The 12902-nt window shown below is 58.3% G+C and carries 10 protein-coding genes; 2 read left to right on the forward strand and 8 right to left on the reverse strand.

Annotation, left to right across the window (positions count from 1 at the left end):
* Window positions 1-316: 316 nt before the first annotated feature.
* The 8 genes from QJ48_RS08170 to QJ48_RS08205 form a co-directional block, all read right to left on the reverse strand.
* Window positions 317-1159 (reverse strand): sugar phosphate isomerase/epimerase, encoded by an 843-nt coding sequence (locus QJ48_RS08170; protein ID WP_054973143.1) that lies wholly within the window; start codon window positions 1157-1159, stop codon window positions 317-319.
* A 50-nt stretch (window positions 1160-1209) separates the two neighbouring features.
* The gene (locus QJ48_RS08175; RefSeq protein ID WP_054973144.1) at window positions 1210-2085 is read right to left on the reverse strand and encodes a sugar phosphate isomerase/epimerase; all 876 of its coding nucleotides are present in this window, start codon (window positions 2083-2085) and stop codon (window positions 1210-1212) included.
* A 95-nt stretch (window positions 2086-2180) separates the two neighbouring features.
* Window positions 2181-3239 carry a Gfo/Idh/MocA family protein gene (locus QJ48_RS08180; RefSeq protein WP_054973145.1) on the reverse strand — a complete coding sequence of 353 codons (1059 nt, stop codon included), beginning with the start codon at window positions 3237-3239 and terminating at the stop codon, window positions 2181-2183.
* 84 nt (window positions 3240-3323) lie between these two features.
* The gene (locus QJ48_RS08185) at window positions 3324-4193 is read right to left on the reverse strand and encodes a carbohydrate ABC transporter permease (protein ID WP_054973146.1); all 870 of its coding nucleotides are present in this window, start codon (window positions 4191-4193) and stop codon (window positions 3324-3326) included.
* Window positions 4194-4212: 19 nt separating this feature from the next.
* On the reverse strand, window positions 4213-5088 hold the full coding sequence (locus QJ48_RS08190) for a carbohydrate ABC transporter permease (RefSeq protein ID WP_054973147.1): 876 nt from the start codon (window positions 5086-5088) through the stop codon (window positions 4213-4215).
* A gap of 69 nt (window positions 5089-5157) precedes the next feature.
* Window positions 5158-6498, reverse strand: coding sequence for an extracellular solute-binding protein (locus tag QJ48_RS08195; protein WP_054973148.1), 1341 nt, complete (start codon window positions 6496-6498; stop codon window positions 5158-5160).
* A gap of 99 nt (window positions 6499-6597) precedes the next feature.
* Window positions 6598-8133 carry a helix-turn-helix domain-containing protein gene (locus QJ48_RS08200; RefSeq protein WP_054973149.1) on the reverse strand — a complete coding sequence of 512 codons (1536 nt, stop codon included), beginning with the start codon at window positions 8131-8133 and terminating at the stop codon, window positions 6598-6600.
* Window positions 8130-9890, reverse strand: a complete 1761-nt coding sequence (locus QJ48_RS08205; protein WP_054973150.1) for a sensor histidine kinase — start codon at window positions 9888-9890, stop codon at window positions 8130-8132. The genes QJ48_RS08200 and QJ48_RS08205 overlap by 4 nt, the downstream gene beginning before the upstream one ends.
* Window positions 9891-10166: 276 nt before the next feature.
* On the opposite strand from QJ48_RS08205, the gene QJ48_RS08210 reads away from it, so the two are divergent.
* Together QJ48_RS08210 and QJ48_RS08215 are read left to right on the forward strand one after the other, a co-directional pair.
* Entirely contained in the window at window positions 10167-11273 is a 1107-nt protein-coding gene (locus tag QJ48_RS08210; protein WP_082420409.1) for an alanine racemase, read from the forward strand.
* An 18-nt stretch (window positions 11274-11291) separates the two neighbouring features.
* Window positions 11292-12896 (forward strand): amidohydrolase family protein, encoded by a 1605-nt coding sequence (locus QJ48_RS08215; protein WP_054973152.1) that lies wholly within the window; start codon window positions 11292-11294, stop codon window positions 12894-12896.
* Window positions 12897-12902: the final 6 nt, after the last annotated feature.

The raw sequence follows: 12902 nt of genomic DNA on the forward strand, positions 1-12902 counted from the left end.
ATACATTTGTGTCAATGGACACCGGTGAACTTGTCGAGAATCCTGCTTCATGTAGAAATTCTCCGCATACGCCGGTAGGGTATATCCCTCCAGCCGCTGCCCTCCCCCGGAAAGTGAAGTAACACTTAGAAGCTTATTCCGATTACTTTCCGGGGACCCCCTATCTACCCGTGAATTTGATTAGAATTAGTGGTATTTTCACGGGTTTCAAAGGCGGACGTAAACTCTTACGGGATATACCCCACCTCTATTTGGTTCAGAATTTCTTCGTATGGATCTCTCGCCCCTGGGGGCTTGTCAGCCCTCTTTTTTGCGTCTATATAATAGTAGATAAAATTCGGTCCAGGTTTGCGACCGAGCGGGCGGCGCCGGATTTTTGCTCGTCGTCGCCTTCGTACTCGACCGTCAGCCAGCCGTTGTAGCCCGCGTGACGCAGCCTTGTCATTAGACTGTTCAGATCGATGCTGCCTTCTCCGGCGATGCGCCCGGCAAACCGGTCCCCGGACAATGCTTGATATGAACGGCCTTCGTAGTTTTCATCCACGCGAACGAAGTCCTTGAAATGCACATGGGCGACTTGCGCATGCAGCGTTTCCAGCGCTTCTCCCGGGTGCTCGTTCACGAGCAGGAAGTTGCCCGTATCGAACGTGCTGCGCAGGAACGGCGAGTTCACTTCCTGCAAGATGCCCAGCACCTGATCGGCCTTTCCGGCGAATACGCCGTGGTTCTCCAGGCACAGCAGAACGTCCTTCTCCGCAGCGTAGGCGGCGGCTTCCCGCAGCCCTTCAACGATCCAGCCTTTGACCTCGTCATAGGAGCTGTCGTCCGGCGGCACATCGCCGGCGAATACGCGTACGATGCGGGTACTGAGCGTCCGGGCCAAATCGACCGCGCCCGTAATCTCGCGAACCTGCTCTGCCCGCTTGGCCGGATCGCTATAGGAGAAGTTGTTCGACGCCCCGATTGCGGCTACTTGCAATTGATGGCGGTCGAGCGCAGCGCGGAAGCTTTCCAGCTCCTCCGGCTTCCAATACCGCGTCAGCACCTCGATGCCGGTCGCTTTCGTCTCCTTGGCTACAAACTCAGCCAAATCCGCATGCGACCACTCGCCGCTGTTGAAATAAGAATGAACGCTCCATACGCTCAGCGCAATTTTCATACCCGTCGCTCCTCCGCTGTTATTCACCGAGTTTCCATTGTCCGCATTCGTTATTTATAGCGGCGAATAAAATCGACCGCGAGCCGAATGTCCACTTCCGGCTGTACGCCGACTTCGCGCTCGATCGTCAGATAGCCTTGATAACCGATCTCCTGAAGCGCAGCAAAATAAGCGTCGAACGGCACCCGCCCTTCGCCGAGCGGCACTTCCTTGAAAATCTCGCCGGACGTGACCATCTGAGCAATTTTGCCATGATCCATCGGCTCGAAGCCGAGTGCGCCGTACACCTCGCGCGGGTCTACCTCGCGGAACCGGATGCCGTCCTTCACATGCGTATGGACGATATAATCCTTAAGCAGCCGCACGCCCTCCACCGGGTCGTCTCCCGTGACCATAACCATGTTCGCCGGATCGAAGTTCACCGAAACGCCGTTCGTACTGAGCGTATCCAAGAAGCTTTTCAGATGAGCGGACCGCTCCGGGCCGGTCTCGATGGCGAAATAAGCGCCGCAGTTCTTGGCATACTGTCCGAGCTCCTCGCAGGCCGTCTGCATGTTGTGGTATACTTCGCCGTTCGTATCCTCGGGCACGATGCCGATATGGGTCGTTACGATGTTGGTGCCAAGATCGAGCGCCAGATCGAGAATGCGCTTCGACTTCTCGACCTTCGCCGGGTTGGCCGTGCCGTCCTGAAAGCCGTGCCCGCCCAGGTCGCCGCAGAGCGCGGAAATTTCGAGCCCCAGCGAAGCGATGTACGCTTTCAGCTCGCGCCTTGCCTCCGCCGTCAGCGCGGCCGGGTCCATCTCGCCGCTGACCGCGTAAATCTGCACGCCGTCGGCCCCGACCTCCTTTGCCTTGCGCAGTCCTTCGCGAACCCCGATACCAAAGCTGTCGACGATCACGCCGATTTTGTTCGTCAATTTCATCTCCGCTCTCCTCCATATTCAGAAGTCCGGTGAACGAAGCTGAGCCGGCGGACTCTTGTTCCACCCGCGCAGCGCGCCATTCACCGGACTTGGTTTTAGAATTGAATTTCGATGCCTTTTTCGCTCGACTCGTAGATGCCGGAGATAATCTTGGTCAGCTCTACGCCGTCTTCGACCGGACTGATCAGTTCGGCTCGTCCGAGACAGCAGTCGACGAAGGTATTGATTTCGTTCTGGAAGCCTGCCATAAAATCAAAGCTCGAATTGTCGATCTGCGGCGTCACGTTCAAAATCGTATCGTGCTTTTCCGTGACGATCGTAAAGTCTGGCTCGACCTCTGCGCCGCCCCGCTCGCCGAATATTTTCACGGCCACCTCGTTGCTCTTTGCATGCAGCGTAAAGCTGACGTCCACCATCAGCGAAGCACCGTTCTCGAAGCGGATCAAAGCGTTCGCCATGTCCTCGACGGTGTTTTTGGAAGCATCGAAGTCCGCGGCCTGATAATAGCTCAAATGTTGCACGTTCGAGCGGTTGCCGAGCTTCTTGTACGTATTGCCCGTCACCGATTTCACTTTCGGACGGCCCATCAAGTACCAGCACAGATCGATCACATGCACGCCGATGTCGAGCAGCGGTCCGCCGCCCGAACGCTCGATGTCCGAGAACCAGCCACCCGGATTGCCGAGGCGGCGCAGATAGGACGCTTTCGCGTAATAGATCTCGCCGAGCTCGCCCGCGTCGATGAATTTTTTCAGCACCTTGGTGTTCGTCCCGTACCGGCGCACGAAGCCGACCTGCAGCAGCTTGCCGCTCCGGCGAACCGCCGCTTCCACCTCAAGCGCCTTCTCGACGGTCGTGCACAGCGGCTTTTCACACAGTACATGCTTGCCCGCTTCGAGCGCCGCAATGCTGATCTCACCATGAGAGTTGTTCCAGGTGCAGATGCTGACCGCTTCCACTTTCGGGTCCGCCAGAAGCTCGCGGTAATCGGTGTACACCTTTTTCGCGCCGAACTTGTCGGCAGCCTGCCGCGCCCGTTCTTCCACCAGGTCGCAGACGGCGACGAGCTCCACCTCGGGATGATTTTGATACGAAGTTAAATGCATTTCCGAAATCGAGCCTGCGCCAATCACAGCTACTTTCAAACCAGCCATGCTGATCCCCCTCTCTCCACCCGGATACTACCACATTTGTCCAGATCTGTGAATTGCAAATATTTCTCCCCGCATGAGATCAATTTATCCCTTGACCGCCCCGGCCGTCATCCCTTTCATAATCTGTTCCTGGAACAGCAGGTAGACGATAATGGTCGGCAGCACCGCGATCGACATCGCAGCCATCGTCAGCTTGTAGTCGGTCGCATACCCGGTGGCAAAGACGGACAAGCTGAGCGGAATCGTCTTTAAAGCGGGCTTGCTGATAAAGACGAGCGCGAACGCGAAGTCGTTCCAAAACCGCAAAAACCCAAGGATCGCTATGGTCGACAAAGCCGGCAGGCTGAGCGGCAGCATCATGCGGAAGAAGATGCCCCAATACCCCGTGCCGTCGATCAGAGCGGCTTCTTCGATCTCTTTCGGAATCGCAGTCAAGTACGCCGCGACGACGAAGATCGCCAGCGGCAGCTCAAACGCCGTATAAGGGAGCACGAGCGCCGCGTACGTATCGAGCAGCCCGACCTTTTTCATCAGGACGAAGAGCGGCACGAGCGTGCTGTGGATCGGAATGAGCATGCCGAGCAAGAACAAGCCCATGAACAAAGGCTTCAATTTAAAGTCAAAGCGTGCCAGCACGTAAGCCGCCAGCGCGCCGAGCACCAGCGTCAAAATCAACGACAAGATCGTAACGATGGTCGAATTGACAAGCGACGTTCCCATCGCCGATACTTCCCAAGCCCGGACGAAGTTGTCCCACTGCCATACTTCCGGCAAGGAGAACGGCTTGGAGTGAAACTCTTCGTTCGTTTTAAATGCGCTGACGAACAGCCAGAACAGAGGATAAAGCGTAACGAGAGCGTAAGCCGTGAGCAGGACGTTAATGAGCCCGCGGCTCCATTTTGCCCCGGCTTTGCCTGCGGCGCTTCCCGTTTTTACTGACAAAGCTTGTTCCATGACGGGTCCCTCCTTTCGGTTATCGGTAATTGCGTTTCATAAGGTATTGGCTTCCCAAGATCAACAGCAGGCTGAGAATAATGATCGCGGTCGAGACGGCGCTGCCGTAGCCGAAGCGGAAAACGTTGAACGTGTTGTTGTACATATACGAAGCGAGCAGCTCGGTCGAGTGGGCCGGTCCTCCGTTTGTCATAACGTAGATCAGGTCGAATGCCTTCAAGCTGCCCGAGATGCAAAGCACGACGGCGACCTTGATCGTATCCCAAATCATCGGCAGGGTGATCGAGAACAGTTTCCGCACCGGCCCGACACCGTCGATTCGCGAAGCGTCGTCAATTTCCGGGGAAATATTTTGCAGCGCGGCGATAAACATAATCATGTACGGCCCGATGTAGTTCCAGATAATCGGGATCATGAGCATATACATGGATATTTTCGGATCGGATAACCACTGCATCTTCCAGGATTCGAGGCCAAGGCCGTCGAGCAGGAAGTTCAAAATGCCGATTTGCGGGTGATAAATGTAGCTCCAAATGATCCCCACGACAACCGAGGAAAGCACCATCGGCATAAACACCGAAGCGCGGATCATCCGTTGAAAGAGCGAGCTGCTTGTGAGTAAAAGCGCCAGAATAAGCGCGATCGGAATTTGACCGAACACCGAGGCGGCGACGATCAGCATGTTGTTTTTAAACGAAAGCCAGAAAATCGGGTCGCGGATTACTTCCACATAGTTGTCGAAGCCGATGAACTTCGCAGCCCCGATGCCTTTCCAATCGAAAAAGCCGTAATACGCAGACCAGAAAATCGGTATAATCGCGAAAAAGACGAAAATCAGCGTGGCCGGGAGAAGACCTATCGCAATAAACCCTCGAATACGTGCCGCTGCCGTCATGGAATCCCCTCCTTCTTCCGGAACTGGCGATTCCAGCCCCGGTGAAGAGCTGGAATCGCGCGGCCCATCTTATTTCGCGCCGACCGATTTGGCTTGCGCGTCTTGAATTTTCTTCGCTATGTCTTCAGGCTTGGCGCCCATGAGCAGCTCCTGCAGGCCGTTGTTCACGACATCAGCTGCGGCCGAGCTCAAGCGTCCGTCATAAACCGGCGTCCGTTTCACGGTACCTACCATGTTGTGAACCTTGGCGAACAGCGAGGAAACTTTGGTTGTGTCGAGATCGACCTTGTAGCTGACGAGCTGGTTGCTTTCCAGCGTCGCCTTCTGCGCCGCCGGGCCGGACATCGCGTAGATCAGCTCATACGCCGCTTCTTTGCTTGCGCCGGACGTCTTCTTGCTCATGCCGAGACCGGTTCCGACGACGCCGGCAAGCGAGTTCGGGTCGCCTTTGCCGTTCGGAACGGAAGGCAGCACCGTCACGTCCATGCCGTCCAGCACTTCTTTGGACGCATTGGCCGCAAGATTCGTCAGCGCCCAGCCGCCGTCGATCATCATCGCCGCTTTGCCTTGCGCGAACATTTGCTCCATCTGCGTATTGTCGATGCTGTTGAAGCCGTCCTGGAACGCGCCGGCTTTGCCAAGCTGCTGCAGGTACGTCAGCGCCTGCACGAATTCCGGATCGGTGAACTTCGCGCCTTTTTGCTCGGCTGCGTTCAGAAACCATTCCGTTCCCGTCACGCGGTCGGCCAAGGAGCTCAAAATACTGGATTGCGCAAGCCAGGCCGCTTTGTTGCCGAGAGCGATCGGCGTTATTTTTTCTTTCTTGAACGTTTCGACCAGGCTCATCATGTCATCCCACGTTTTCGGCGGCTTGACATTGTGTTTATCGAACATGGCTTTGTTGTAGTATAAAATCGACGTCGGGGACAGCCCCATCGGAGCGGCATAGATGTTGCCGTTCAGCGTGAAGTCGTCGAAGGAGCCCGGCAGGAAGCCGTTCTTCCAGTCCGCTTTGCTGTCCAGCAGCGGGTTGATCGGCTGGAGCAGATCGCCTCCGGCGAATTCCTTGGTCATGACGCCAGGCCACATGACAAACAAGTCGGGCATTTCGTTCGCCGCCGCAACCGTTTTCAAACGGGCTCTGTAGCCATCGGGCGGAATGCCCTGAATATCCAATTCCACGTTCGGGTGATCCTTCTTGTACTGCTCCATGATTCCCCGCATCGTTTTGGCGCGCAGATCGTCGCCGGTGAAGTTATGCCAGAGCGAAAGCTTTACTTTATCGGACGCTTTTCCTTTGTCTCCGCCCGCGCTGCCGCCTGTGCCCGCTTGATCCCCACCCGAGCCGCAGCCGGCGAGAAGCGAAAGCGAGAGGGTCAACAGGACTCCCGTTGTAGCCGCTTTGTTCATCTTACGAACCCTCCTTGTATATGTGTGTACTGCTTCAGTATAGGGGACAATCCCCGGGATACGTAACGGGAGAGATTTCGGCCTTAGGGTGGAAAAAATTCAGTCTTTGACCGACTGTCTGAATTCCGACGGCGTCTGTCCGGTATGCTTTTTGAACTGCTGGCTGAAATATTTGATGTCCTCGTAGCCGACCCGGCCCGCCACTTCGCTGATTTTCGCCTGCGACTCCTGCAAAATTTCCGCGGCCCGCCGCATCCGCTCCCGCGTGACGAATTCGATATAGTTCAGTCCCGTCTCCCGCTTGAACACTTCGCTGAAGTGGTTCGGGTTCAAGTGAACGAATTTGGCCACCTGCTGCAGCGACAAGTTTTGGTCCAGATGCTCCTTGATGTAGGCGATCGATTTTTGAATATACGCATAGGGCTTGTCGGCAATCGCCTCGTGGAACGCCGCCATCACCGAGGACAGCAGCTTGAACACCTCGTCCTCGGCGCGCGAATCGACCTCGAACGTATGAAGGGCCGCCTCCGGCTTCCCGCCGCCCTGCGACCGCTCCAGCCAGCGGTGGCCGGCAATGACCATCGATTGCAGAAACGCCTGCACCGAAGACGGGGTGGCCGCCGGATCTTCGAGCTGCTCCCGCACCTTCCGGTTCACCCAATGCCGCAGGTCGGCCCAGTTGTTGCTCATCAGAATGGCGGCCAGCTCCGACTCCTCCTTCTGGGAGCAGACGGTCCGGCCGCCGCAGCGGTCCGCGATGTCCACGGACGTGTACAGCCCCTCGGCCCCGAGCAGTCCACGGTACGCAAATACCGCCCCGGCTTCCCGGTAAGAGGCCTGCAGCTCGCCGTACGAAGCCACGGAGCGGCCAAGCGCCGCGAACACCGTACATTTCAGCGTCTGCCGCACCCGGTCGATGGCCCGCTCCAAGCCGCTGCAATCGGATACGCGGGCTTCCTCCCGCACGACAAGCACGATTCGGTCCGCCTTCAGCATCGTCACCGCCGGAAGCAGCTCGTAGAGCATATTTTCGGCTGCTCCGAGCAGAAGACTGGCAAGAGCTCCGTCCCCCCAGCCCGATGCCGCGAGCAGCAGCACCCGCATCGGCGCCAGGGACGATTCGTCCGGCTGCACGCCGTTTTTGCGGAACCAGGCCTGCACCGGCGCCAGGGACGATTCGTCGCCCTGGATCAGCAGCCGGTCCAGCAGTTGGCTGCGCAACGCCGCCGTTTGCATCGTTTCCTGCTTTGCGTTCTCCCATTTATCCATGATGCGCTGCTTCGCTTTCATCGCCGCTTTAATAATTTCCTCGGGGCGGCTTGTCTTAAGCAGATAGTCGGTCACTCCTTCTCGCAGCGCCTGTTGGGCGTACGCAAAATCGTCGTAGCCCGTCAGAATGACGGTTTCCGTATCCGGGAGCAGCCGCTTCACCTCGTGCGCCAGCTGGATGCCATCCATCCCCTGCATGCGGATGTCCGTCAGTAATATATTCGGCTTCTCCACCGGGATGCGCGCCAGCGCTTCCTCGGCGGACGAAGCCGGGGGAAGCAGCGTCAAGCCGAGCTCCTTCCAGTCGATAACGGTACACAGGCCGTTCCTTATGATCACTTCGTCGTCTACGATTAAAATTTTCATGCGGGCTCCTCCAATACCGGAATGCTAAAAGAAACGCGGGTGCCTTTGCCCGGCTCGCTGTCGATCGTCAGCCCCGCTTCGCTGCCGTAATGCAGCAGCAGCCGCTGATGCACGTTGCGCAAGCCGTAGCTGGTTTTGGCCGCCGGCGCGCCGTTTCCCGTCCACGCGAGCTGCCGGCGAATTTCGCGCAGCTTGTCCGCCTCGATGCCGATGCCCGTGTCCTCCACGACGAACTTCATCCGCGCGCCGCTCAGCTCGCCGTGAACATACACGAAGCCGGGCTCCTGCTTTTTCTGGATGCCGTGAATGAGACTGTTTTCGATCAGCGGCTGGAGCAGCAGCTTCAGCATCGGCGTCTGGAGCATGGCGGGGTCGATATATACCTCCATCTCGAATTGGCCGGGAAAGCGGATCGACTGCACGTAAGCATAGTTCTGCGCATGCGCGATCTCCTGCTGGACGGGGCAAAACTCCTCGCCCTTGTTCAGGCTGAACCGGAGAAAATCGCTGAGCGCCCCGACCATCTCGGCGATCTGCCGGTCCTGGTTCATCAAGGCCATCCAATGGATCGAGGATAGCGTATTGTACAAAAAGTGCGGATTGATCTGCGCCTGAAGCGCGAGGATGTCGGCTTCCTTTTTCTTCGCCTCGTTCAGCTGCACCTGCTCCTTCAGCCGCTGAATCCGGTCGCTGAGCTTGTTGTAGCTGTGCAGCAGCAGGCCGACCTCGTCGCTGCTTTTTACCTCGTACGTCGGGATCGGCTCGTCCGGGTTGATGTCCTTCATCGTCTGCGTCATCCGGGTCAGCGGCCGCGTCACCCACTGGATGAAATAAAGCACCAGTCCGGCGGCCAGCAGCAGCGAGATGCCGACCGCTACCGCGGTAACCGTCAGCACATAGACGTTCTGCGCCGTATAGATTTCGGTCGGGATGAAACCGACCAGCTTCCAGTTCAGGCTCGGGAGCGTGTGGTACAAAATCGTTTTTTGCCCGTCGCCCCGGCCGTAATTGAGAATGCCACTCGCTTCCCCCATCGGCCCGATATCCGGGAACAGCTCGCTGACCGGACGGTTTAGCCACCCGGACTCGCCGCCGGATAAAATCCGGTTGTTCGCGTCCAGCAGCAGGATGAACCCTTTGGCTTCCCAGCCGGATTCCTGCAAATAACGGGCAATCTCGGCTTCGTCCAAGCTGATAGACAGCTCGCCGAGCGGCTTGAAGTTGTTCACGTTGCGGATCGGACGGACAAGGGAGACAACCTTCTTCAGCCCTTCCGTCGTCCGATTCTCGTAAAGCGGAGTCCACCACTTGGTGCTGCTGCGGTAAATTTCCTCGTTCTTGCGGAGCACTTCCGGCAGGCCCGAATATAGCACCGTCGAGTTGGACAGCGGCGGATAGCCGTTGGCCGATTTGATGGTGATGTTAGAGATGTATTTTTTGGAAAATGCCAGATTGGTCAAAAAGCCGACGTTGAGCGTATAGCGGGCCACGTCTTCCCGGTCGTTGTCCAGATAGGCCTGAACCTCCCGCTGGCCGATAATGAACAAAGACATGTTCTCGACGTCCTGTATAACGAACTCCAGCTTGTCCGCAATTTGACGCAGCGTGTTCATGCCCGATTGCTTCGCCTTCTCCTCCGTGGCGGAGGTCGCTATATTGTACGAAACTGCTCCCGTGGCGAGCAGCGGCAGGACAATCGCAATCAGCAGCAGCAGGGACAGCTTGTGTTTGAGCGACTTCGACAGCCACCGTTTCATTGTGTCGTTCCCCCGTTTAGCTTGGAAATGGAATTGTAAGCGTTGCGATGCCTTAATACTAGCATATTTTCGGGGGGAAGCTAACATACTTTTTTTCAACCAAAAAAACTTTTTGTTTGATTTCACGCTGGATTATGTTAGTATCTTTCTCAGAATGACCCGGGGACCAAGCAGTCCCCGGAAACGACCGGCTTGAAGAGGGGAATTCGGCTCGAATCAGGGCGGTGCTCTTATACTTATCAGAATATTCGAAATATTATGGGAGTGAGTGAGACGATGAACGACCGACTGGATACCCCCAGCGTAATCATCGACACGGACATCATGGAGCGCAACATCCGTTCCATGGCCGACTCGGCCAAAAGACTCGGCATCGCGCTGCGTCCCCATGCCAAAACGCACAAAATGCCATGGGTCGCGCAGAAGCAGCTGGACGCCGGCGCGGTAGGCATTACCGTCGCGAAAGTGTCTGAAGCGGAAGTGATGGCGGAGCACGGGATCAAGAACATTTTTATCGCTTATCCGCTCGTTACTCCGGCCAAAATCGCACGTGCGGTGCAGCTCAGCGGGCAAATCGAGCTGATCGTCGGCGTCGACAGTCTGGACGGGGCCAAGCTGCTGTCCCAAGCCGCCGTTGAGGCGGGACGCGAGCTGCAGATCCGCCTCGAGATCGATACCGGTCTGCGCCGGACAGGCGTGCCGTACGGCCAAGCGGAAGCGCTGGCATCCGCCATTCATGCGATGGAAGGCCTGCGCCTGACGGGCATCTACACGTTCCGCGGCGCGCTGCTCGGCGGCAAGCCGACGCTCGATCTGCAAGCGGCCGGCGCTGAGGAAGGCCGGCTGATGGCCGAGCTCGCGGATCGCATTCGCGCGCTGGGCGTGCCGATCGCGGACGTCAGCGTCGGCTCCACGCCGACCGGCCTTCAGGCCGCGGTAGCCCAAGGCGTGACCGAAATCCGGCCGGGCACGTACGTGTTCCAGGACCGGATGCAGGCCCGCCTCGGCGTCTGCTCGCTCGGCGACTGCGCTGGCAGCGTCCGCGTCACGGTCGTCAGCCGGCCGGCCGCCGATCTGGCCGTGGTAGACGGAGGAAGCAAGACGTTCGCCACCGACGTGCAGCCGAATACGGACCCGATGCAGCTGCAAGGCTTCGGGCACATCGTCGAGCTGGAGGACGCAGTACTGGAGCGGATGTCGGAGGAGCACGGCATGCTGCGGCTCGGTCCGACAGCCCAAGCTTCCGGCCTGAAAGCCGGCGATGTGCTGCACATCATCCCGAATCATATTTGCAGCACGGTCAATCTGCATGACAAAGTGTATTTCAAGAGCGGCGACAACTATGAGGAGCGGGCCGTTCTGGCGCGCGGCAAGCTGCAGTAAGCGGGGAGGCTCGTAATCATGCTGGATCTTATCATTCGTAACGGACGTATTGCCGACGGCACCGGAAATCCTTGGTTTTTCGGCGACGTTGGTGTCAAAGACGGGCGGATCGCCGCCGTCGGCCGGGTGGAGCAGGAAGCGAGAAGCGTCATTGACGCGCACCGCCAAGTCATCGCTCCCGGTTTTATCGACGGCCATTGCCACTCCGACCTGATGATTTTCGATCATCCGCACAGCGAGATCAAAATCCGGCAGGGCGTGACGACGGAAGTCGTCGGCAACTGCGGGCTCGCGCCGGCTCCCTTCGTGAAGGAGCGCGCCGAGCTGCTGCAGAGCTACGTCCAGCCGGTGCTCGGCAAGACGGACTGGGCTTGGCCGTGGGAAACCGTCGAGCAGTACATGGAGCATCTGGCCCGCTCCGGCCCGTCGGAGAACGTCGCCACCTACGTCGCACACGGCGCGCTGCGCATCGCCGTCATGGGCTTTGCGAACCGCCCGGCTGCGCCGCACGAGCTGGAGCGCATGAAGCTGATGCTGGAGGAAGGGCTGCGGGCCGGCGCCATCGGGCTGTCCATCGGCCTGCTGTACGCCCCCGGCAGCTATACGGCCAGGGAAGAAATCGCGGAGCTGTGCTCGATCCTGCCGAAGTACGACGGGCTGTTCTCCACGCACATCCGCGGCGAAGGCAACAATCTGATTCCTTCCGTCAAGGAAGTGATCTGGATTGCCGAGAAAGCCGGCGTGCCGCTGCATATCAGCCACTTGAAGGCTGCCGGCAAGCGGAACTGGGGCAAGGTGCTGGAGGCGCTGGAGCTGATCGAGGACGCCCGGGCTCGCGGCATGGACGTGACCTGCGACGTGTACCCCTACCACGCGGGCTCTACGACGCTGACGACCGTCCTTCCGCCATGGGTGCTCGAAGGCGGCATCGAAGGCACGCTGGAAGCGTTCCGCGATCCTTCGCTCCGCGCACGCATCCGCGAGGAGCTTGGCCGCGAGCAAGACGATTGGGACAACCTCGTCTGCTCCACCGGCTGGCAGAGCGTCGTCATCTCGGCGGTGCATACGGAGAAGAACCGGCATCTGGAAGGCAAGCATATCGCGGAAATCAGCGAGGAGCGCGGCCAGCATCCGGCGGATTGCATGATGGACCTGCTGCTGGAAGAGGAAGGACGCATCTCGATCGTGTACTTCCACATGTCGGATGACGACGTCTCGCAGGTGGTCCGCTACGAAAAGTCGCTGATCGCTTCCGACAGCCTGACCTGCGAAACCGGCAAGCCGCATCCCCGGCTGTACGGCACGTTCCCTCGCGTCTTCGCCAAGTACGTGCGCGACCAGCGCATGCTGTCGCTGGAGGAGGCGGTCCGCAAGCTGACGTCGTTCCCGGCGCAGCGCTTCAAGCTGGGCAAGCGCGGACTGATCGTTCCCGGCTATGCCGCCGATCTGACCGTCTTCAATCCGGATACGATCCAGGATCTAGCCACGTTCGAAGAGCCGAGACAGTATCCGAACGGCATCTCGCACGTCATTGTTGCGGGAAAAACAACGCTCACCGGCGACCAACATACGCATGCCCGCGAAGGCGGACTTATTCGTGCAGCGTCGTGCTGCGCCCATTAATTTAAC

The sequence above is a fragment of the Paenibacillus sp. A3 genome (assembly GCF_001399685.1).
Lineage (GTDB): Bacteria > Bacillota > Bacilli > Paenibacillales > NBRC-103111 > Paenibacillus_G.